The organism is Paraburkholderia sp. (genome assembly GCF_004298475.1).
Taxonomy (GTDB): Bacteria; Pseudomonadota; Gammaproteobacteria; order Burkholderiales; family Burkholderiaceae; genus Paraburkholderia; species Paraburkholderia denitrificans.
The window spans coordinates 63097-84074 of sequence record NZ_SCRP01000018.1; the positions used below are offsets into that span (position 1 = coordinate 63097).

The following is a 20978-nucleotide window of genomic DNA, read 5'->3' on the forward strand; positions in this document are numbered from 1 at the left end:
TTGCTATCGCAGATGCTGGAGCCGAAACCTGATTGAAGTTAATTCGGTAAGTCACTATCCAATCGTTCAGATCTGCCTTTCTTTTTGGGGTACGAAATGACTGATGAATCATCGGGGGTGATGCCCCTATCCGCGGAAGACGCCCAACGTCAGTTGCGCCGCGCCGTCATTGCCAGCACGATCGGCACGACGATCGAGTGGTACGACTTCTTCCTCTACAGCATCGTAACGGGCCTCGTTTTCGCGAAACTGTACTTTCCTGAATCAGATCCGCTCGTCGGCACGCTGCAGGCGTTTCTGATTTACGCGGTCGGTTTTATTGCGCGGCCGGTCGGTGCGGCGATTTTCGGCCACTACGGCGATCGCGTCGGCCGCAAGGCTACGCTGATCGTGACGCTGCTCACGATGGGGCTCGCCACGTTCGCCGTGGCGTTCGTTCCGACCTATGCCTCGATCGGCATCTGGGGCGCCGTGATTCTCACCGTGCTGCGCTTTATCCAGGGCGTGGGCGTGGGCGGCGAGTGGGGCGGCTCGGTGCTGATGTCCATGGAGTGGGCGCGAACCAATTCGCACCGCGGCTTCGTGGCTTCCTGGCCGCAGTTCGGCGTGCCGGCGGGACTGTTCATCGCCAACCTGGCGGTTCTGGCGATGAGCGAAATCTCCGGTAGCGCGTTCCTCGCCTGGGGATGGCGCGTGCCGTTCTTCATGAGCATCGTGCTGGTCGCAATCGGCCTCTATATCCGCTTGAACATCCTGGAGACGCCGATCTTTGCGAAGCTGCTCGCCGAGCGCAAGATCGAAAAGACGCCGATGCTCGAAGTGATACGCCGCCAGCCGAAAGACATTCTGTATTCGGCGCTCGCACGCATGGCCGAACAGGCGCCGTTCTACATCTTTACTGCCTTCGTCTTTACTTATGGTGTGACGAACCTCGGCGTATCGCGCAACCTCCTGCTGATTGCGGTGCTTGCGGCTTCCGTCGTGGAATTCGGCACGATTCCGTTCTTCGGCTACCTGTCCGACCGGATCGGGCGCAAGCGGATGTACATGATCGGCGCCGTGGCGGTAGGCGTATTCGGCTTCCTCTACTTCGCGATGGTCGACACCAGAAATCCGCTGTGGATTTTCGCGGCGGTCGTGCTTTCGCTGGTGCCGCACTCGATGCTGTACGGTCCGCAGGCGGCCTTTATCGCCGAATCGTTCACGGGGCGGCTGCGCTACAGCGGCGCATCGCTCGGCTATCAACTGGCTTCCGTTATTGCCGGTGGTCCCGCGCCATTGATCGCAACGGCGCTCTTCGCTTACTACCGCTCGGGCTATGCGATTGCGGCGTACATCCTCGTGTGTGCGGTGGTCAGCCTCTTTGCCGCGTGGCGCATGGGCGACTACACGAACAAGGATATTTCGCGCGAATACGATGAAGCGCATGCGTTGCCGGACGGCGGACATGCTTCACGGCCCGCATGAGCTATCGGTTTGCTGCACGGGTTTGCTGCACGGGTTTGCGGTACGGCAGGTCAATGCGCCAGGCAACTGGCGCATTGACTGATTCGGTGCGCATACACGCAGCCGCTATCGCGACGATGTTGAGAACCGTCAAGTCGGATGTCTGATTTTTTTTAAAGGCATAAAACCCTTTCGTCGTCACGGGAATATGTGCGGCATTTTGCTGCATAACCGTGGTTGAGGAATTGATGGCTGTCAAAGATATCTATAACCGGAGGGTTTAGTCTCTTTCATGTCGCGAAGTCGTAATTAACAGGTTGCGCTGATGTAGCTGAAGTAGAGAAAGACATTATTTCATTCCGCCGGGAAATGGCTATTTGAAAACAGAATTGCTGCTGCCCGCGTTGAATGTAATTAGCTTTGGAATCTCCGTTCATTATGGTTGCACATCTCAAACCCGGCTTTTACGGGTAACCGGGGTTATTTGCCTGCGTCGCTAATCGGCCGCGCAGGGAAGCCAGTCCTTGATTCGCTCGTGCGGCACCCGTTGCCGCAGGGGGAGTTGCGGGCATGAACGGGAGCATCGTCTTCAGGTAATGAATCCAGCCTGGTTCTGGCAGGAAATTCCGAACGAAATTCGGACGAGAATACACACAAAAGGCTCTGTTTAACGGCGCCGTGGATTGCTGGAAAAGGGAACGTTAGCTGCCGTCGGGGGGATTTTCGGCGCCAATTTATTCCTGGCGCATCACAGCTCCCGGCAGCGAGAGCAAATATGGAGAATGCTCATGAATCGAAAAATTTTTAATGTGTTGGCCGTTGCCAGTCTGCTGGCCGGTTTCTCTTATCCGGCGTTTTCCGCGACTGCGGTGCCCGGTGATCTGGGTGCGCCGCAGGGTGCGCCGATTACGGCTGTGCTGACCAGCCCGCCGAACGTGCCGCCTCCGATCGACCGGAAATATCCGGCGCGCGTGATCGTCAATCTCGACATCAAGGAAGTCAAAAAGGAAATCGCGGACGGCGTGACGTACGACTTCTGGACGTTTGGCGGCACCGTGCCGGGCAGCTTTATCCGCGTGCGCCAGGGCGACACGGTCGAACTGCATCTGACGAATCCGCCGGATTCGCACATGCCGCACAACATCGACCTTCACGCAGTGACCGGTCCTGGCGGCGGCGCGCCGCTGACGCTGACGTCGCCGGGCCACGAGAGTGTGTTCACGTTCAAGGCGCTGAACTCCGGCCTGTTCGTTTACCACTGCGCGGCAACGCCGGTCGGCATGCACATCGCCAACGGCATGTACGGCATGATCGAAGTGGATCCGCCGGAAGGCCTGCCGAAGGTCGACCACGAATACTACGTGATGCAGGGCGATTTCTACACGGCCGGCAAGTATCACGAGCAAGGCATGCAGGGCTTCGACATGGAGAAGGCCCTCGATGAACGTCCGACCTACGTGCTGTTCAACGGCCGTGAAGGCGCGCTCACGGGCGATAACGCCCTGAAGGCCAAGGTCGGCGAGAGCGTGCGTCTGTTCGTGGGTAATGGCGGTCCCAATCTGGTGTCGAGCTTCCATGTGATCGGGGCGATCTTCGACCGCGTGTGGGACGGCTCGCTCAAGCACTACGAAGAGAATGTGCAGACCACGCTGATTCCTGCGGGTAGCGCGAAGGTAGTCCAGTTCAACACGCCGGTGCCGGGCACGTTCCTGATGGTCGATCACTCGATCTTCCGCACGTTCAATAAGGGCGCGCTGGGTATGCTGAAGGTGGACGGTCCGGCGGCGCCGCAAGTCTACGCACCGGGCCCGGTTACGGCGATGGCGAAGGCAACGACGGCACCGGCAGCGCCGGCGGCGGCAGCCGCAGCCGCAGCGTCAGGGGCAGCCGCGCAATCGAGCACGGCAGCGCCGGCACACGACACGAGCACGCATGCAGCAGCAGGCAAGCCGGCCGATCTCGTCGCAACGGGCAAGCATGTGTTCGAGGGCATCTGTGCCGCGTGTCACCAGGCAACGGGCGGTGGCATTCCGACCGTGTTCCCGCCGCTCGCGAAGTCTGACTTCCTCGCGGCCGATCCGAAGCGTGCGATCCACATCGTGCTGAACGGTCTGAACGGGAAGGTCACGGTGAATGGCGAGCACTTCGATTCGTCGATGCCGCCGCTCGGCCCGCAACTGACCGACCAGGAAATCGCCGGCGCACTGACGTACGTGCTGAACAGCTGGGGCAATCCGGGCGGACACGTGAGCCCGGAAGAAGTGGCGGCAGCGCGCGCGCCGACCTCGGCACACTGACGCTGCGATTTACCGGAGTGGAGTTCAACGATGCGATCTCCCAGGCTGTTGGCCGTCACACTCTTACTGGCAGCTTCGTGTGCGTATGCCGATGGGCAATACGCCTTCGTGCCGGGGGGATCGTTTCATAGCGCGATTGCGCAAGAGGGCAATGCGACCGAAGCCGTGGCCGTAGCGTCCTTTCAGATGCGAACGAAGCTCGTAACCAACGCGGAGTTCCTCGCTTTCGTCAAGCAGGACCCGAGTTGGCGCCGGGATCGCGTCGCCCCCTTGTTCGCCTCTTCGGGGTATTTGTCTCACTGGGCCGAGTCGTCAAGACTCGGCGACAACGCGCCAGCCGATCAGCCGGTGACGAAAGTCAGCTGGTTTGCTGCGCGCGCCTTTTGTGCTTCCGAACACGCGCGTCTGCCCGACTGGATCGAATGGGAATACGCGGCGGCAGCGGACGCACACCATCGTGACGCTCGCGCTGACGTGATCCGCAAGGCGCGCATTCTTGCGGCTCTGACCGCCAGTTTCAGCAGCGCGCAGACCAAAGCTGACGACAGCAGCGCGCCGAACACATACGGGCTGTATGGCATGCATTCGCTGGTGGGCGAATGGGTGAACGACTATGCGGCATTGTTTGTGAACGCCGATACACGCGCCCCGGGTGGAACAGGACAACTGCAGCTTTGTGGCGGTGCGGCGCTCGCGTTTGTCGATCGCACCGATTACGCGTTGCTGATGCGCGTTGCGGCTCTCGCCGCGCTTGCACCCGCCGATAGCGCCAATGTGGGCTTCCGGTGCGTCAAGGACGTCGGTGACGGAGAAAAAACATGAAGTACATCCGTGTTGTCTGTCGCGCACTCTACGCACTGTGTCTGCCCTGTTTGCTCGGCCCGGTGCTCGGCTCATGCCTGCTCGCCAGCTCGCCGGCCATTGCGGCAGCGCCTGCCGCGCAGCTTCCGGGCGATTCGCTGTACCGAACCCCGCTCGTCTTGCAGGACCAGCAAGGGCGCAAGTTCGATCTCGCGTCAGTGCGCGGAAAGCCGGTCATCGTCAGCATGTTCTACGCGTCCTGCACCTCGGCATGCCCGTTGACGGTCGACACGATCGATCAGACGCGCCGCGCTGTCGATGCAGACGGTCGCACCGCGCCTCCCGTTCTGATGATCAGCTTCGATCCGGAACACGACGACGTCCTCAATCTCGCGGCCATGGCGAAGGCGCATCAACTCGATCCGGCGTACTGGCGTCTGACGCGCCCGGCGTCCGGCGACGTGATGGCATTTGCCGCCACGCTGGGCATTGCCTACCGTCACCGCGCGGGCGGCGATATCAGCCACAACGCCGTGATTGCACTGCTGGACGAGAACGGCCGGGTCATTGCGCAAACAACGGTTGTCGGCGCACTCGATCCGGCGTTCGTCGATGCGGTGAAAGCACAAGTTGCGAAGCACTGAGGGATACGAACGGTCAATTCGACCACGGATCAACCCGAAGACGCCTTTAAAGCTGGCGTAGATTTTCAAAGATACGTGGCGAGCAGCGCCACGATCATTGCGGCAAGCGCCAGCAATAGCGCCGCGAGCCAGAGCGAAGCGCGCGCCGGTGCGGCGATTGTCGAGGGCAGCCGTTTGCGGCCCGTGAGCATCGGGCCCAGCAGATTGTGGCCTTTTGCGAGCGCGTAGACACTGATCGCGCAAAGATGCAGCACCACCGCCGCGAGCAGAACATACCAGCCATAAGCGTGCAGCGCCGAGATCGCATTCGCGATGCGCGCCGGAACGATCTCGCTGAGCGGCCCTTCGTCGGCGATATCGTTGTAGACGTAAATGCCGCTCAGCGTCTCGATCAACAAAAGCGCGAGCAGCAACAGGACCATCCAGGCGCCCGCCGGATTGTGCCCAACCTGGACGTCCGGCTCGCGCCTGAAGAGGTGCCGCAGATGCCGGAACGCCGCCGCTGGCGTTGAGATGAAACTGCTGAACCGCGACGTTTCGCTCCCGACACAACCCCACATCAGCCGGAACAGCACGAGCGCAAGCAGCGTTTCGCCAAAGCGCACGTGCAGGCTGATCCAGTTGAACTGCTCGGTGATCCAGGCGCCGGCCACGAGCGTGACGGTCAGCCAGTGAAAGAGCCGCGTCGGGAAATCCCAGACGCGCACCGGGCGTTCGCGAACGGCATGGGCTCGATTCGATTCCATAAACGGGAGAGAGATCGGCGTGTGGTGCCGCTCCTCCTGAATACGAGTCTAGCGAATCCGTGTTCGCGTGTCGCGGACGCGGCACGCTGTGGTGCGCCGCAGTGTGCGTCGAGCGTGCTGCCCTGCAACATCAACTGCCATGCGCTTGCGAAGCGCCGCGTCGATGCGGAATTCACGCGCATGGCGCGTGAAAGCACGTAGTGATTAATCGCGCGTTTCAGGTCATCATCGGTAATGCTTCGATGAGAACGAACCCGAGCAATGCGCCGATGGCGGCCCCGATGAGCCGTGGATGCCAGCGCTCCAGATGGAGCGCGGTAATCAGCGCGCCGATCAGGATTGCGCCGAGCAATGCGAACGCAATGAGAAGATAGGTGATTTCGAATCCACTGGTGATGAGCATACGGCCTCCCTGATGACGCCGTGATCGCAGTGACAAGCCACGTTTCAACTGTATCACGCTGTGATACAACACCTATAATCGAAACAGACCGTTCGCGACACGCGACACGCGACACGCGACACGCGACACGCGACACGCGACACGCGACACGCGATACGCGCCCTTCGTTGCCTGGTGATGTCGCAGGCCGCGCGCGTGTCGTACCTCACGCAACGCAAAGCGGGGGAGGAGAAAATGTCTTCGTTCAGCCGGATTTTGCTGTGCTACGACGCCTCGCGGGAAGGGCGTCGGGCGTTACGCGAAGGGGCGCAGCTTGCGCTCGACTGCCACGCGCAAACGCACTTGCTGGCCGTGCTCGATAACGCGCCAGTGCAGTGGGCGATGGCGGATGTGACATTGGCAGTGCCACTGGATTCGGCAGAAGACGCGGCCCGCGAGATTTTACGCGAGGGTGTCGCCCGCTTGACCGCGATGGGGCTCGATGCGCAAGGCCATTTTGTAGTTGGGCGGCCGATCGACGAGATTGCGCGCTATTGCGAAATGTTGAAACCCGATGTCGTCGTGCTCGGGCATCATCGCCGCGGCGCTTTGGCCCGCTGGTGGGAGGGGCGCGACGACCGCCTGTTGCTTGACCGCGTGTCGTGCAACGTGCTGGTCGTGACCGCGCCGGAACCAGAACCGGCGCCCGCGTAAGCAGAGCGCTACGCCAGGATCAAGTTTACAGTCCGAAAGGTGTTCGACGCGTTTTACGGCGGTGCCGCGCGACCTCACACGCGGTCTGCTGCGCCTCGCCTATACACCGACTTTCTCTGAATACCTGATCGATCCCGCGTTGCGGAAATTTCGCGCGGCGCATCCGGCAATCGCCATCGAACTCGCGGAGAAGCCGCTGGAAGAAATCGAGGGCGGGCTCCTGCGCGACGAACTCGATCTCGGCATCGGCTTCACGGATGTGCGCTCGGAAGACATTCACGCACAACCTCTGTTCGCGGAGCACATCGCGCTCGTGGTGGCGAAACACCACGATCTCGCGCGGCGCAAAGAGCCCATTCCCGCTGTCGAACTCGCCGCGACGCCCATGACGCTGCTCAGCCCGGATTTCGTCGTGCGCCAGTTCGCCGACACATGGTTGCGCGTGCATCAGACCCGGCCGCCGGTCATGGTGCAGTCGAACTCGCTGGGTACGGTGCTCAAGCTCGTGAAGCAAGGCACGCTCGCGTCGATCCTGCCAGCGGCGGTGATACGGGAACACGACGGGCTTGTCAGCCTGTCTGTATCGCCCGCACTGCCGCAACGGACGGTGGCGCTGCTCTCGCCTCGCAACGCCTATACGACGCTGGCCGCGAAGGCGTTTTCGGCCATGCTGGTCGAACTGGGCGAAAGCGAAGGCTACGCGCAACGCCAGGCGGGTGAAGCGGGGACTGTTGCACGCGCACGCTGATCCGATAACGGATCGCACGGGCGCGTCACGTCACGTCAAGTTACGTCACGCTTGCGCGAGAATTTGCCGGATCGCCTGCTCGAAGGTTTCCACGGGTTGACCGCCGCTCACGAGATAGCGCTCGTTGAAGATGACCGCGGGCACCGACTGAATACCCATCGACTGAACTTCCTCTTCCTGCGCGCGAACCTCGTCGGCGTAGGCTCCGCTCTCGAGGACCTCGCGCGCCTGCGCGCCGTCGAGCCCGACCGATTGCACGGCTTCCACCAGCACGTCATGGTTGCCCGGATCCTTCCCGTTCGAATGATAGGCGCGCAGCAGCGCCAGCTTCAGCGGCACTTGCTGGCCCACGAGACCGGCCCAATGCATTAGGCGATGCGCGTCGAACGTGTTGTAGACAAAGTTGCGCGGGCCGAAATCGAAGCCCACGTCTTTACCGCGCGTGCGGATCATGGCCTGGTTTTCGGCAATCTGCTCGCGCGTAAGCCCGTACTTCTTGCTGATGTAATCGACGACCGATTCTCCGGCCGGTCCCATCTGCGGGTTCAGCTCGAACGGGTGCACGACGATCTGCGCGTCGACCTCGTTGCCGATGCGTTGCAGCGCGAGTTGAAGCGAAGAAAGGCCAATCGCACACCACGGGCAGGCGATATCGGAGACAAAATCGATCTTGAGCGGCTGCGTCATTGCGTTCCTCATGGAAATGACTGGTTGCGCGCCGGGAAAAGCGGAACGCAACAATGGCGCACAGGGTAGCGCGAAACGCCGCGTTCTGCAGAGCCGCGACCGGACGTTTTGCGCTGGACTATCATGCTCGACAGTCGTTCTACTGCGAATCCGGCGCTGACTCGCCCACCTCATATAGCGGGCATTCATGCGGCTTACACCCGTTCGAGCGCAACCATCTCCCTGACCACCACCAGCAGCACCGCAAGACTCGCACCGCCCGTGGCGCGAAGATCCGCGAGTAGCTGGCCGTAGCGCGCGAGCGCGGTTTCGCGGCAGTCGCACCATGCTTTGACGATCGCCTCGGGCGTCGACGATTCCGGCGACTGCGCGAGCGCACTCGTTGTCAGCGCACGCTTGAGCCGTGCGACCTCGGCCAGTGCCGCCGCGCGCGCCATCATGTCCCAATGCGTGGGCGTCGGCAGCGAAGCGGCCCGTTCGCTGATCCAGCCGTAATTGAGCTGCGTGCCGAGCGCGAAGTACACCCCGGCGACGAGATCCAGACTCCGGTTGCAGGCTGCGGCGACCTCGGCGATATCGAGCAGCGCTGCCGAAATGTCGCCACTCGCCACGCGCGCGGCCAGCCCGCTTTCCACGCCCGCATCGACCAGCGTGCGCTGGCGTGCCGTGAGCGCTTCGAGCTCCGTGGCATGCAGCAACTGCGGCAGTTGCGGCGCAAGCTGTTGCGCTGCGTCGCGACAACGCGCGAGCAGATCGCTCACGCTGCCGTTGCTGCTGTTACCCACAGCGCCCGATTGCAGGTGCCGCAGGAACCACAGCGCCGCGCGTTCGAGCAGCCGCGCGACGTCGACGAACATGCGCGCCTGCACGTCGTCGGCGACACGATTGTCGAGCGTGTCGATATCGCGCCAGACTTCGTCGAGATCGAACACGTCGCGCGCGAGGATGCAGGCGCGCACGATGTCGCCAGGCTTCGCGTCGGTTTCCTCCATGATGCGGTGCACGAACGCACAGCCCACGCGATTGATGAGCGCGTTGGTCAGATGCGTGGCGAGAATTTCGCGGCGCAGCGGATGGCGGCGCATCGGCTCGCTGAAGCGCTGTTGCAGCGGCTTCGGGAAGTAATCGACGAGCATTTCCGCCACGAGCGGATCTTCGGGAATGTCGGAGTCGAGCAGCGCGTCGTACAACCACATCTTGCTGTAGGCGAGCAGCACAGCACGTTCCGGCGACGTGAGGCCGAGCTTCGCGGCCTGGCGCTCTGCAATGTCTTCGTCGGTGGGCAGAAATTCGATTACGCGATTCAGGCGGCCCGCGCGTTCGAGCGCGTGGATCAAGCGCGCTTCGGCGTCGAGCATCGGCACGGCGTAACGGCCCGCGATCGAAAGCGCCTGGGTCTGGTAGTAGTTGTCGCGCAGCACAAGCAGGCCGACTTCGTCGGTCATTTCCGCGAGCAACGCGTTGCGCTGCTTTTCGGTCATTTCGCCGTCCGCGACCACGAGTCCGAGAAGAATCTTGATATTGACTTCGTGGTCGGAGCAATCGACACCGGCTGAATTATCGATGGCGTCCGTATTGATACGGCCGCCGCGCAACGCGAATTCAATCCGCCCGAATTGCGTGGCGCCGAGATTGCCCCCTTCGCCGACGACCTTGCAGCGCAGGTCGGCACCGTTGACGCGCACGGCGTCGCTGGCGCGGTCGCCGACCTGCGCGTTCGTTTCGTGCGTCGCTTTCACATAAGTGCCGATTCCGCCGTTGTAAAGCAGATCGACGGGTGCAAGCAGGATCGCGCGAATCAACTCGTTTGGCGTGAGTGCCTTCGCATCGATACCGAGCGCGGCCTGAACTTCGTGCGAGAGGGGAATGGTTTTTACGGTGCGCGCGTAGACGCCGCCGCCCGTGGATATTTTCGTGGTGTCATAGTCGGCCCAGCTCGAACGCTCCAGCGCAAAGAGGCGCTGCCGTTCCGCGAGGCTCGTGGCCGGATCGGGATTCGGGTCGAGGAACACGTGCCGGTGATCGAATGCGGCAACAAGCCGGATGTGCGGCGAAAGCAGCATGCCGTTGCCGAAAACGTCGCCCGACATGTCGCCGATGCCCACCACCGTGAAATCGGTTGCCTGCGTATCGACGCCCATTTCGCGGAAATGCCGCTTCACGGATTCCCAGGCGCCGCGCGCCGTGATCGCCATCTTCTTGTGGTCGTAGCCGACCGAGCCGCCCGAGGCGAATGCGTCGTCGAGCCAGAAGCCGTATTCGTGCGAGATCGCGTTTGCGTAATCGGAGAAGGTGGCCGTGCCCTTGTCGGCTGCGACGACGAGATAGGGATCGTCGGAATCGCGACGCACGACATCGGCGGGCGGCACGACGGCGTTATTCGCGAGGTTGTCGGTGAGGTCGAGCAGGCCGCGCAGGAAAGTCTGATAGCACGCGATACCTTCGCGCATCCACGCTTCGCGATCCGAGGGCGCGGGCGGCTGCTTCACGACGAAGCCGCCCTTCGAGCCGACCGGCACGATAACCACGTTCTTCACCATCTGCGCCTTCATCAGCCCGAGCACTTCCGTGCGGAAGTCTTCGCGCCGGTCGGACCAGCGCAGGCCGCCGCGTGCGACGCGACCGCCACGCAGGTGCACGCCTTCGACGCGCGGCGAGTACACCCAGATCTCGAACATCGGCTTCGGTTCCGGCAGGCCGGGCACTTTCGCCGGATCGAACTTGAACGAGAGATAGGACTTGGGCTGGCGGCTGGCGTCGCGCAGGAAATAGTTGGTGCGCACCGTCGCGTTAATGACGCCGAGGAATTGCCGCAGAATGCGGTCTTCGTCGAGATTGGGCACCTGGTCGAGCGCGCTTTCGATGGCCCGCAACTGGCCTTCGGCCTGCGCGTTGCGCGCCTCGCCCACATACGGATCGAAGCGCGTCATAAACAGTTCGACGAATTGCCGCGCGATGGCCGGATTGCCGGTGATCGCGCGTTCGATATACGCGTCGCTGAAAGTCGAGCCCACTTGCCGCAGATATTTCGCGTACGCCCGCAGGATCGTGACTTCGCGCGCGCTGAGATTCGCGCGCAGGACGAGGCGATTGTAATTGTCGTTTTCGATGGTGCCGTTCCACACCTGATCGAACGCATCTTCGAACAGATCCTTCACGCGGTCGATATCGAATTCGGCGTCGTCGGCCAGTTCGAGCCCGAAATCGTGGACCCACGCAGGCGCGCAATCGGGCGCCTGAATCCGATAAGGCCGCTCTTCGTCGACGCGCACGCCAAGATGTTCGAGCATCGGCAGGCTGCGCGAGAGTGCGATTGGCTCGCCCGCACGATAGACCTTGAAGCGGAACTGCCGCACCCCGGCCTCGATGGGGCGATAGAGATTCATCGCGAGACGAGGCGTGCCTTGAACGCGCTCGATCAGTTCGATGTCGCGCACGGCGGTGCGCGCAGGATAGTCGTCGCGATAGCCCGCGGGAAACGAATCCGCATAGCGGTGCAGCAGCCGGTTGCCCTGTTCTTCGCCGAACGCGTCGAGCAGCGTATCGGCGAGATCGTCCTGCCAGCGGCGCGTTGCCTGCACGAGCCGTGCTTCGAGTTCGCGCGTATCGACATCGGGCATCGTGCCCGGCTCGGCATGCACGACGAAATGAATTCGCGCGATGGTCGATTCGGACAACAGCGGCGTAAATTCTGCGGACACACCGTTGAACGCCTGCATGAGCAGGCGCGCGATGCGTCGGCGTATATCGGTGTTGTACTTGTCGCGCGAGACGAACACGAGGCACGACACGAACCGGTCGAAGCGGTCGCGCCGCACGAAAAGCCGCGTGCGCTGATGTTCCTGGAGGCGCAGCACGCCGAGCGCGTCGTCGTAAAGCTGGTCTTCGTCGGCCACGAACAACTCATCGCGCGGCCAGGTATTGAGCACCGTCACAAGCGTTTTGCCGAGATGTCCCTTCGGCAGAAAACCTGCGCGCTGCACGATGTTTGCGCACTTGCGGCGCACGATCGGAATCTCGGCGCTGGACACCATGTAGGCCGTCGACGTGTAGAGACCGAGAAAGCGCCGTTCGCCGGTCACTTTGCCGTCGGGGCCGAAGAGTTTTACGCCTACGTAGTCGAGGTAGCCGGGCCGGTGAACCGTTGCGCGCGAATTCGCTTTCGTCAGGAAGATCGGCGACGCGCCCGTGATGATTTCGGCGGCGGCGCGCGGCAACGGCGTGACGCTGGGCGTCCCGGGCGGACGCCGCGCGCCGCGCAGGATGCCGAGGCCCGATTCGTCCATGCCGCGCAGGCCAAAGCCGGTATCGAGCGAGACGAGCGCATAGTCGCGTTGCCCGAGGAACGTGAAATGGTCGGCCACCATCCATTCGAGGAATGCGCGCGCCTCGATGTCCTCCGCGGTTTTCTCGCGGGCCTTCATGAGCTTGATCGTGTCGCGTGCGATATCGATGAGCTTCGGCCAATCCTCGACCGATGCGCGCACATCGTTCAGGACCTGTGCGATGTCGTTGCGCAGCGTGTCGAGTTTTGCCGCGTCTCCGCATCGATCGACTTCGAAGTGAATGAAAGAGGCGAGTTGCGACTGGGCTTCGTCGCCGGTTGCACCACCCGCGCCGCCCACGCTAACGCGGCCCATGCCGCCGTCCTTGTCGCGCCAGACGCGGAACACCGGATGCAGAACCGAATGGAGAACAAGACCGAGCCGATTGACGGCCATGGTGACGGAGTCGACGAGAAACGGCATGTCGTCGTTGACGATCTCGATGACCGTGTGGTCAGAATGCCAGCCGTGCTGTTCGAGGATCGGGTTGTAGACGCGCAGACGTTCGCTGCCCGGTACGAAACGTTGCGCTGTCTGCCAGTGCGCCATGGCGGCGCCATAAAGGTCGGCGATGCTGCGGCTCTTGAGATCGTCGACGTCGGCAAAATCGTAATAATGCTGGAGAAACGGCTCGACGATCTGGAACGCGGGTTCCGGTAATCGTCCACGCGCGAAATCAACGAGATCAACAAGCAGGTGCGTGACGACTTCCTCGTTCTTCGCGTGCATGGCGCTCTCCTCGGCGGGTGACCATCATTGCATCGGTAGTGGTGGGCCATTATGCGCCCGTTGCGTGAATGGGCCGTGCAGCGCGAGCAGGGCAACCTGCGCTGCAATCACGGGCTGGTGCGCTTCAACGGCTACCACCCGATTGCGCGCGCCAACTGGAAATTGGAAGTCTCGCCCGAATGGCATGGAAGCGCTCCCAAGCCGTCCGTCCTGTTCGTTTCGGATGTAAAGCTTTGTAGCTTTGCTCGCGTATTCTGCACGAACTACCGATACTCGCGCGGCGAGCAGGGACGCAAACCGGGATGCCAACAGGAACGCAAACCGGCGCTTCCTTGCATTACCCTGACAACCACCGCGATTTTATTATTGCACCGCAGCAAAATGATGCCTACACTGGATACGTTGCGTGGTCGTTACGAATGTTTTTGAAAGGAGAGCGTGACATGACGACTCGATCTCCATCGCATCAATCAAACCCGATGCTACATGTCTTCGAACAAGAAGGTGGATGGCATTGGGGTATCACAATCCCCAGGCCGGCTGGCAGTGGCTTCAAAGTAATTGCATACAGTAAGACGACATTTGCCGGCGAAAGCGAGGCCAGACGAGACGGTAACGACGCACTCGATAGTCTCCCTGGCGTGGGGGGATTCTCGTTCGTGAGTTAATTCGTAAACGATGATCGAGCGGAGGATCGAGCGGAGGATCGAGCGAGCCGATAACGCAAGGCGGTGGAAACGTTATGCGATGTCTCGCCTTGGTCTGGCGATGGATCGACTGATGAAGAATGGGACAAAAACGCGGAAAGGTGGAACCGCCGCACGGCGCCAGTCCACCCTCCGCTTATCCGGCTATCTGATTATGTGCGGATATCTCTCGTGTTACGACCCGACCGTCACGAACACCGGGTTCGAATAGAACCACAGGCTATTGTAGTTACGTGCGTTGATCGTATTGAAGCGCGCGTCATCTTGAGTCACGACGGTCTTCTGGTCGGGTAGCGGATTGCCGTTCTCCGTTTCGCCCGGCACATTCACCCCCAGGTTCGTACCGCGCAACCGGAAGTATTGATTCTTCGTCGCCACGTACTTGTACGTCATTGTGTTGTAGCCATCCTTGTCGAGCTTCCAGTCGGCAGCCTTGAACGTAGCGATAACACGCGTCGAATCATTGGTGTCCTTACTGTAGTTCGGCGTGCCAGGCGCAGCGCGCGGCGTGACGTCACCGGCAATCAAATCAATATGATCCACGGTGGGGCGCGCGTTGACGCTGATGCCACTGTCAATCGGATATTGATAATTGTTGCGATCCGGGCTCTTGAAGCGGATCGTGATCGATATCGTATCTCCCGCCTTCGCCTTCAGTTCACCGCCCATATCGGCAGTGGTAGTGTCGCCGCCGATATGAAAGTCGAGCGCATTGATCAAGTCGCCGTACACGGAAAACATCTTGCCTGAGCGCAGACCTTCCAGTATCCCTTTCACGCCCGTGTACTTGTCGTCTACCCACATATAGGTTCGAGCATACTCACCGGGGAAGTAACTGCTGCTGTAAGGGCCGCGAATTTTGAAGTGGTGGTCGGAATTGCCTATGTTCCAGAAGCGGCGACCGTCACCGAGCAACGCATCCCAGACGCCGCCCACCTGCGCCACGGTGTAGTCAACGCCGCCATAGACACGGTTTTTCCGGTTTGCGTCGACATAATCCGTGGCATAGCTACCGCGATCGGGCTCCATCTGCCCTCCAACCATGCCTTCCACGGCAAACACGATGTTCGGTGCAACGTCATTGAACTCGCGATAGTCGGCCGCACTCCAATTGCCGATATTGCGCGACGGGTGGTTAATCAACGCATAACTCGTATCCGGGTAGTTGTCGCGCAACCACGTGATCGCCTTGACTGCATCCTCGTGAGTCGCGAAGGCGCGCGTACCGGCGGCATCCCATCGGGCGACATCGGCTGAGTCGAACTGGCTGGCCTCGCGGTTGGTGAAGTAGTACTCGAATTGTTTGGCCGCATCGAGAGACGTGGTCAGTGGCGAACCGGTGAAGATGCCCACGTTAATGTGATCGTGCGTGGGCATATCCCATTCGAATGTCGAGAAAATCAACTTGTTGGCATAGCGGCCGCCGGCCTGCATTTCGCGTACTGCCGGAATTTCGTATTGCGCCATCGCCAAAGAGAACGGTAGCGGACCGTTGATGAGGGCAACGCCATTGTGGTCGTGCTTTGACAGGCGGAGATGGTTTGAGAGGGCCATCCAGTCGAGGTCGTAGCGGAGCAGTGCTTCATCCAGAACGACCGACAGCTTGTCCTGCGCATCGTCCGATTCCACCGTATGGACGTGAAAATCACCCGTCGTCCATTTGCCCGTGATCTCGGGCGTTGGTGTTGGCGGCGCCGTGGGCTTCGACTCGATTGGCCTGTTGTTGTTAGCGTCACTGCAGCCATAAGACAGGGCGATGATAAAAGCCGCCATGGCGGTCATCGTCAACTTGCGAGAATTCGTCATATTTCAAATATCTATATTTGCGGGTGCCGAAGAGAGGGTAGTCGTGGAAGCCGAAAGGTGCGCGTCTGCCTGTAGAAGCGGTGCCGTCACCGCGGGCGGAAAGTAACACGGGACTACTAAGCGGCGCGATGATGCCAACCCTTGCTGTCGGGCAAGAATGCCATCTTGCTGCTTGTTCGCACTCACTGAGTTTTCCTCATGAATTCCGAGGCCGCAATTATGCGTAAGGAAAATGACATCTATCTGACTCGGTGCGTGGCGGATTTTGCGGCGATCTCAACGTGAGCCGGGTTCGGCCTGCGCCCGCTCGCCCATCCACGCCTGCGTCTTGCAACTTTTGACGAAACGCCGGTTTCCACCTTTTCGCTCGGCCTCACCGACGTGGCGCGTGGTTCCGTCGTGAAGTATTCCTTATCTTTCGTTATGCTTTCACTGTCGAGTCACACTTGTTCCTTAACATCCGAGCTTCCTGAAAACCTTCGCGACGGGGGAGTAGAAAACATGGAGCGAGCCAAACTGGCGGCGCTGCTTAGTTCTTGTGTCTTTGCACTTGCTGGATGCAACGGCAGCGATGAACGGACCAGCACCGATACTGCGCCGACTGCGGCGCGCAACGTGATCTTTTTCCTCGGCGACGGCATGGGCATCACGACCCTGACGGCCGCTCGCATTTACGCCGTTGGCGAAAGCGGCGATCTCACGATCGATACGCTGCCTGAGTCCGCGTTCGTGAAGACCTATTCCAACGACGCACAGGTGACCGACAGTGCACCGTCGATGTCCGCCTATATGACGGGCGTCAAGTCCAACAATGAAGTCATCGCGATGTCGTCCGAAACGAAGGCGATCGAGCCGACTGCCGGCGTCGGCAACTGCGGTGCGAACAACGGCACACCGGCGACGACGCTGCTCGAAATCGCGAAGGCGAAGGGGTTGGCCACGGGCGTTGTGACGACCACGCGCGTCACGCACGCGACGCCCGCCGCAACGTACGCGCACGCATGTCATCGCGACGCCGAGAACGACATCGCGGCACAGCTCGTGCCGGGTGGTGCGGGCTTTAACAGCGCGCTGGGCGACGGCGTCGACGTGGTGCTCGGCGGCGGCAAGAAATTCTTCGTCCCGAAGGATGCAGGCGGCAAGCGCGGCGACGGGCGCAACCTGGTCAACGAGTTGAAGGCGAAGGGCTACGCGTTCGCGCAGAATCGCGACGACCTCATTGGCGCGGATGCGATCAAGAGTGGAAAGCTGGTCGGCCTTTTTGACTCGGATCACATGAGTTACGACCTCGATCGCAACGCGGTGAAGGAGCCGAGCCTGTCCGAGATGACGACGCGCGCACTCGACGTCCTGCAAAAGAACCCGAAGGGTTATTTCCTGATGGTCGAAGGCGGCCGGATCGACCATGCGTTGCACAACACCAATGCGAAGCGCGCGCTGCAGGACACGGTCGCGTTCGACGACGCGATCAAGGCGGCGCTCGACAAGGTGCGCAAGACCGATCCCGGTTTGAAGAACACGCTGATCGTCGTCACGGCCGATCACGATCACACGCTGGTGCTGAACGGCCCTGCGGCGCGGACCGGCAAGACCGAGCCGGGCAAGCCTGGCGTACTGGGCGTGGTACGCAAATATCAGGACGGGACTATCGCAAGGGACGCAGACAAAGTGCCGTACACGATCATCGGCTTCGGCAACGGCGACAACCGCGTGCAGGGTAGCCGCGCGGGCACCGCGCTTACTGACGAAGTGACAGGCGCGAACGATTATCACCAGGAGGCGGTCGTGCGGGTGCCTGCGGGCGAAGAAACGCACGGCGGCACGGATGTGTTCCTCGGTGCAATCGGCCGCGGCGCGGACACTTTCCACGGCGTGATCGAGAACAATGCGGTTTTCGATCTGATTCGCAAGGCGGTGCAGCTATGAGCGCCGACAACACGGGTACAGGGGGATACATGATGTCGACCATCAAGTGCATTGCGGCGGCGTTGGCCGCCGTGGGTTTCGCGTGCAGCCCGGCGCAGGCCGCCGGCCAGGCGAAGAACGTGATTTTCTTTCTCGGTGACGGCATGGGGCCGACAGTCGTAACGGCGAGCCGGATCTACAAGGTCGGTGAGTCGGGACAACTGACGATGGACACGCTGAAGCACACCGCGCGCGTCAAGACGTTCTCGAACGATGCGCAGACAACCGACAGCGCGCCGTCCATGTCCGCGTACATGACCGGCGTGAAGATGAACAACGAAGTGCTGTCGATGTCGCCCGACACGATCGCCGTTGCGCCGGGTAAAGACGCCAACGGCAACAAGAACGCCGTCAACAACTGCGCACCGGACAACGGCAAGCCGGTCGAGACGATACTGGAACTGGCGAAGGCGCAAGGCAAGGCGATCGGTGCGATCACAACGACCGAGCTTACGCACGCGACGCCCGCCGCGACCTACTCGCATATTTGCCACCGCGATGCGGTGTACGACATCGCTGCACAGGCGACGCCGGGCGGCGTCGGCTACAACAAGTTGCTTGGCGACGGCGTCGACGTGTTGATGGGCGGCGGCCGCAACCACTGGACGCCGTCCGTGGAGAAAGACGATGGCGGGCGAGCAGACGGTCGCAACCTGCTCGACGAGATGGAGGCGAAGGGCTACACGGTCGCAGCCACCAAGGATAAACTCGCGCAGGCGGGCGACGGCAAGCTGATCGGTCTGTTCAGTAAGAAGGGCCATCTTCAGTACGACATGGATCGGGTCGCGGGCAAGGGCGAAGAGGGCGAAGGGCGGACGCAGCCGAGCCTGGCCGAGATGACGTCAAAGGCGATCGACGTGCTGCAAAAGAACCCGAAGGGCTATTTCCTGATGGTCGAGGGTGGCCGGATCGATCATGCGCTGCACAGCACCAACGCGAAACGCGCGCTTGACGACACGGTGGCGTTCGACGAAGCGATCCGCGTTGCGCTGGAGAAGGTTGATCTGTCTAACACGTTGATTGTCGTGACCGCCGACCACGACCACACGATGACGTTCAACGGCTATTCGGGGCGCGGCAATTCGATTCTCGACATCAGCCGCAGCTATCGCGACGGCCAGCCGAGCAAGGATGCCGATGGCAATACGTACACGACGCTGGTATTCGGCAATGGTCCGAATCGACCGGACGTGCGGAAGTCCGTCGATTCAGCCGAGGCGCGGAGCGACGACTATCACCAGGAGGTCGGTTTCCGGATGGGTGGTGAGACGCACGGCGGCGGCGACGTCATGCTGTTTGCCGATGGCGCGGACGCGAAGTTGTTCAAGGGCACGATCGACAATACGAAGGTGTTCGGTCTAATGCGGTCTGCGCTCGGCTTGTGAGCCTCTCGATTTCTAGACGGACGGAGGATCGATGAGACTCAGCATCTTTTGCGTGCTTGCCTGCGCATTTGCCGCGTCCCCGGCGCTTGCGGCGGCGGATCTCGACGCCGTGGTACTGCATGAAAGCCGCGTCGTCACGGCGGACGGCGTGACGCGTACCACGACGTATCGGGAGCGGATGGTCCGGCGCGACGGGCACGTGTGGGTCGAGCGTGTGCTGCCGGTCGCGGCGGCGGGCGGCAGTCATGGTGGCCATCACGACCATGACCACGATGCGGGTCATGTGCGCAAGGACCCGCTGCGCGCCGGTGTGCAGCCGGTTGCCGCACATGCAGCCCAGGCGGCCCACGCCGGCCACAAGCACTTCAACTTCCAGGCGGCCGCGCGGCACGTCACCTATGACGGCAAGACGGCGAGCATCGAGTACGTGGACGCGGCGAACCGGACGGTCGTCAGCGTGCCGCCGACGGAGTACGAATCCACGGGTTTCGACGGCTCGTGGGACAACGCGTACTACGTCACGCCGCCATCGCAGTTGAAGCGTTTCGCGGCCGTGAAGCGCGGCGCGACGACCGGCGCGCGCTGGTACGAGCAGGCGGTCGATATGCGCGGCGTGAACCGGATCCTGTGGAGCGAAAAGCTGCAGGCACCGCTGTCGGTCGAGTATCGGAGTGCGGATGGCCGTGTGATGCGCAAGCTGACGTTGACGCAAGTTCCAGCCTCGCGGAACAAGCCGTTGCCGTGGCAAACGCTCGCCGACTATCAGCGCAAGGAATATGCCGACTACCTGGATTGACCGGGTACGCGGTTGGGCCGAGATCGGTTGCAGCAAGCTGGTCGAGTAGTTCGCGCAGACATCACCTTCACACAACCGGATGAGTCTTTCGATTCATCCGGTTCCTCTCGCTCATACGGCGCACTTGCCTGACTCGACATGTCTTGATCGAGCACCGAGCGAGTCTCGGGCGTGCCTGCACCGACCCTGGATCGCGTTACGCGTTACGCGTTACGCGGCGCGCAGCTCGCATCCGCTACCGACCTCGACATCCTCCAAAGTTTTTTCTCTTGCCTTAACCCCATCAACCAGATCACCACCTCATGAAAAACGAAGGCGTTCCCGCAACAGGACCTGTTATCACCGACGACATAAGCGTGTCGGATTCCCGCAGGCGAAGCCTGCTTAAAGCAGGCTTCGGCGCCACACTGCTGCCGATTGGCGGCAGCGTGCTGCTGTCCGCTTGCGGCGGCGAACTCGGCGTACCAGGCGCTGCAACCCAGCCGCCGGCCCAATCTCCGGACCAACCGCCGGTCCAGCCGGACATGCCGGGGCTCGTCTCCAGTTTCGCGCTGGCCGTGCTGCCCGACACGCAGTTCTATGCCCGATACGCCACCCTCGACGAGAACCGGCAGTTCACTCGCAAATACGGTAGCGAGCCGTTCCGTGCCCAGACCCAATGGGTGGCGAGCAACGCCGCTGCGCTGAATATCCCGTTCCTGATCCATCTGGGAGACGTGGTTGACCAGCAGAACAAAGAAGCGCAGTGGATGGTGGCCCACAGTGCGATGCAGGTGCTGGAGAGCGCCAAAGTGCCGTAC

17 protein-coding genes and 1 pseudogene are annotated in these 20978 nt (G+C 61.5%); 12 read left to right on the plus strand and 6 right to left on the minus strand.

Annotated features, from left to right (window positions below; translation table 11 throughout):
• Window positions 1-120 precede the first annotated feature (120 nt).
• Window positions 121-1467, plus strand: coding sequence for an MFS transporter (locus EPN59_RS10700; protein WP_293046019.1), 1347 nt, complete (start codon window positions 121-123; stop codon window positions 1465-1467).
• Window position 1468: 1 nt separating this feature from the next.
• Here EPN59_RS10700 and EPN59_RS10705 read toward each other — a convergent pair whose 3' ends face one another.
• Window positions 1469-1705 (minus strand): hypothetical protein, encoded by a 237-nt coding sequence (locus EPN59_RS10705; RefSeq protein WP_293033299.1) that lies wholly within the window; start codon window positions 1703-1705, stop codon window positions 1469-1471.
• Between the two features lie 529 nt (window positions 1706-2234).
• On the opposite strand from EPN59_RS10705, the gene nirK reads away from it, so the two are divergent.
• The 3 genes from nirK to EPN59_RS10720 are packed head-to-tail and all read left to right on the plus strand — an operon-like array spanning window position 2235 to window position 5188.
• Window positions 2235-3743, plus strand: coding sequence for a copper-containing nitrite reductase (gene nirK, locus EPN59_RS10710; RefSeq protein WP_293033298.1), 1509 nt, complete (start codon window positions 2235-2237; stop codon window positions 3741-3743).
• Between the two features lie 30 nt (window positions 3744-3773).
• Window positions 3774-4565: an SUMF1/EgtB/PvdO family nonheme iron enzyme gene (locus EPN59_RS10715; RefSeq protein WP_293033296.1), complete on the plus strand. Its 792-nt coding sequence runs from the start codon at window positions 3774-3776 to the stop codon at window positions 4563-4565.
• Window positions 4562-5188 (plus strand): SCO family protein, encoded by a 627-nt coding sequence (locus tag EPN59_RS10720; protein ID WP_293033295.1) that lies wholly within the window; start codon window positions 4562-4564, stop codon window positions 5186-5188. The genes EPN59_RS10715 and EPN59_RS10720 overlap by 4 nt, the downstream gene beginning before the upstream one ends.
• 65 nt (window positions 5189-5253) lie before the next feature.
• Here the strand turns inward: EPN59_RS10720 and EPN59_RS10725 are convergent, their stop codons facing one another.
• Together EPN59_RS10725 and EPN59_RS10730 are read right to left on the minus strand one after the other, a co-directional pair.
• Complete coding sequence (locus tag EPN59_RS10725; RefSeq protein ID WP_293033294.1) at window positions 5254-5934, minus strand: cytochrome b/b6 domain-containing protein; 681 nt, start codon at window positions 5932-5934, stop codon at window positions 5254-5256.
• Window positions 5935-6151: 217 nt separating this feature from the next.
• Complete coding sequence (locus tag EPN59_RS10730; protein WP_293033292.1) at window positions 6152-6337, minus strand: hypothetical protein; 186 nt, start codon at window positions 6335-6337, stop codon at window positions 6152-6154.
• Window positions 6338-6571: 234 nt separating this feature from the next.
• Between EPN59_RS10730 and EPN59_RS10735 the strand changes: the two genes are divergently transcribed.
• On the plus strand, window positions 6572-7030 hold the full coding sequence (locus EPN59_RS10735) for a universal stress protein (protein WP_293046010.1): 459 nt from the start codon (window positions 6572-6574) through the stop codon (window positions 7028-7030).
• 61 nt (window positions 7031-7091) lie between these two features.
• Complete coding sequence (locus tag EPN59_RS10740) at window positions 7092-7778, plus strand: LysR substrate-binding domain-containing protein (RefSeq protein WP_293033288.1); 687 nt, start codon at window positions 7092-7094, stop codon at window positions 7776-7778.
• Window positions 7779-7823: 45 nt separating this feature from the next.
• On the opposite strand, the gene EPN59_RS10745 is transcribed toward EPN59_RS10740, so the two are convergent.
• A complete protein-coding gene (locus tag EPN59_RS10745; RefSeq protein ID WP_293033286.1) occupies window positions 7824-8465 on the minus strand; it encodes a DsbA family oxidoreductase in 642 nt (213 codons plus the stop codon).
• A 194-nt stretch (window positions 8466-8659) separates the two neighbouring features.
• Window positions 8660-13519: an NAD-glutamate dehydrogenase gene (locus EPN59_RS10750; protein WP_293033284.1), complete on the minus strand. Its 4860-nt coding sequence runs from the start codon at window positions 13517-13519 to the stop codon at window positions 8660-8662.
• A 51-nt stretch (window positions 13520-13570) separates the two neighbouring features.
• On the opposite strand from EPN59_RS10750, the gene EPN59_RS10755 reads away from it, so the two are divergent.
• Together EPN59_RS10755 and EPN59_RS10760 are read left to right on the plus strand one after the other, a co-directional pair.
• Window positions 13571-13948, plus strand: coding sequence for a hypothetical protein (locus tag EPN59_RS10755; protein WP_293033282.1), 378 nt, complete (start codon window positions 13571-13573; stop codon window positions 13946-13948).
• 14 nt (window positions 13949-13962) lie between these two features.
• The gene (locus EPN59_RS10760) at window positions 13963-14187 is read left to right on the plus strand and encodes a hypothetical protein (RefSeq protein ID WP_293033280.1); all 225 of its coding nucleotides are present in this window, start codon (window positions 13963-13965) and stop codon (window positions 14185-14187) included.
• A gap of 213 nt (window positions 14188-14400) precedes the next feature.
• Here the strand turns inward: EPN59_RS10760 and EPN59_RS10765 are convergent, their stop codons facing one another.
• On the minus strand, window positions 14401-16008 hold the full coding sequence (locus EPN59_RS10765; protein WP_293033325.1) for an S-layer protein: 1608 nt from the start codon (window positions 16006-16008) through the stop codon (window positions 14401-14403).
• Between the two features lie 525 nt (window positions 16009-16533).
• On the opposite strand from EPN59_RS10765, the gene EPN59_RS10770 reads away from it, so the two are divergent.
• From EPN59_RS10770 to EPN59_RS10785, 4 genes and pseudogenes are all read left to right on the plus strand, one after another.
• A complete protein-coding gene (locus EPN59_RS10770; protein ID WP_293033278.1) occupies window positions 16534-17958 on the plus strand; it encodes an alkaline phosphatase in 1425 nt (474 codons plus the stop codon).
• Between the two features lie 32 nt (window positions 17959-17990).
• Window positions 17991-19382: an alkaline phosphatase gene (locus EPN59_RS10775; RefSeq protein ID WP_293033323.1), complete on the plus strand. Its 1392-nt coding sequence runs from the start codon at window positions 17991-17993 to the stop codon at window positions 19380-19382.
• 31 nt (window positions 19383-19413) lie between these two features.
• A complete protein-coding gene (locus EPN59_RS10780; protein ID WP_293033276.1) occupies window positions 19414-20178 on the plus strand; it encodes a hypothetical protein in 765 nt (254 codons plus the stop codon).
• 302 nt (window positions 20179-20480) lie between these two features.
• Window positions 20481-20978: pseudogene (locus EPN59_RS10785) on the plus strand (hypothetical protein); the annotation flags it as partial.

Bases quoted from the DNA above. Each gene is read 5' to 3' on its own strand.
- EPN59_RS10765 (WP_293033325.1), bottom strand. From the start codon at position 16,008: ATGACCGCCATGGCGGCTTTTATCATCGCCCTGTCTTATGGCTGCAGT.
- EPN59_RS10730 (WP_293033292.1), bottom strand. From the start codon at position 6,337: ATGCTCATCACCAGTGGATTCGAAATCACCTATCTTCTCATTGCGTTC.
- EPN59_RS10720 (WP_293033295.1), top strand. From the start codon at position 4,562: ATGAAGTACATCCGTGTTGTCTGTCGCGCACTCTACGCACTGTGTCTG.
- EPN59_RS10745 (WP_293033286.1), bottom strand. From the start codon at position 8,465: ATGACGCAGCCGCTCAAGATCGATTTTGTCTCCGATATCGCCTGCCCG.
- EPN59_RS10780 (WP_293033276.1), top strand. From the start codon at position 19,414: ATGAGACTCAGCATCTTTTGCGTGCTTGCCTGCGCATTTGCCGCGTCC.
- EPN59_RS10770 (WP_293033278.1), top strand. From the start codon at position 16,534: ATGGAGCGAGCCAAACTGGCGGCGCTGCTTAGTTCTTGTGTCTTTGCA.
- EPN59_RS10760 (WP_293033280.1), top strand. From the start codon at position 13,963: ATGACGACTCGATCTCCATCGCATCAATCAAACCCGATGCTACATGTC.
- EPN59_RS10715 (WP_293033296.1), top strand. From the start codon at position 3,774: ATGCGATCTCCCAGGCTGTTGGCCGTCACACTCTTACTGGCAGCTTCG.
- EPN59_RS10775 (WP_293033323.1), top strand. From the start codon at position 17,991: ATGTCGACCATCAAGTGCATTGCGGCGGCGTTGGCCGCCGTGGGTTTC.
- EPN59_RS10735 (WP_293046010.1), top strand. From the start codon at position 6,572: ATGTCTTCGTTCAGCCGGATTTTGCTGTGCTACGACGCCTCGCGGGAA.
- nirK (WP_293033298.1), top strand. From the start codon at position 2,235: ATGAATCGAAAAATTTTTAATGTGTTGGCCGTTGCCAGTCTGCTGGCC.
- EPN59_RS10755 (WP_293033282.1), top strand. From the start codon at position 13,571: ATGCGCCCGTTGCGTGAATGGGCCGTGCAGCGCGAGCAGGGCAACCTG.
- EPN59_RS10750 (WP_293033284.1), bottom strand. From the start codon at position 13,519: ATGCACGCGAAGAACGAGGAAGTCGTCACGCACCTGCTTGTTGATCTC.
- EPN59_RS10725 (WP_293033294.1), bottom strand. From the start codon at position 5,934: ATGGAATCGAATCGAGCCCATGCCGTTCGCGAACGCCCGGTGCGCGTC.
- EPN59_RS10700 (WP_293046019.1), top strand. From the start codon at position 121: ATGCCCCTATCCGCGGAAGACGCCCAACGTCAGTTGCGCCGCGCCGTC.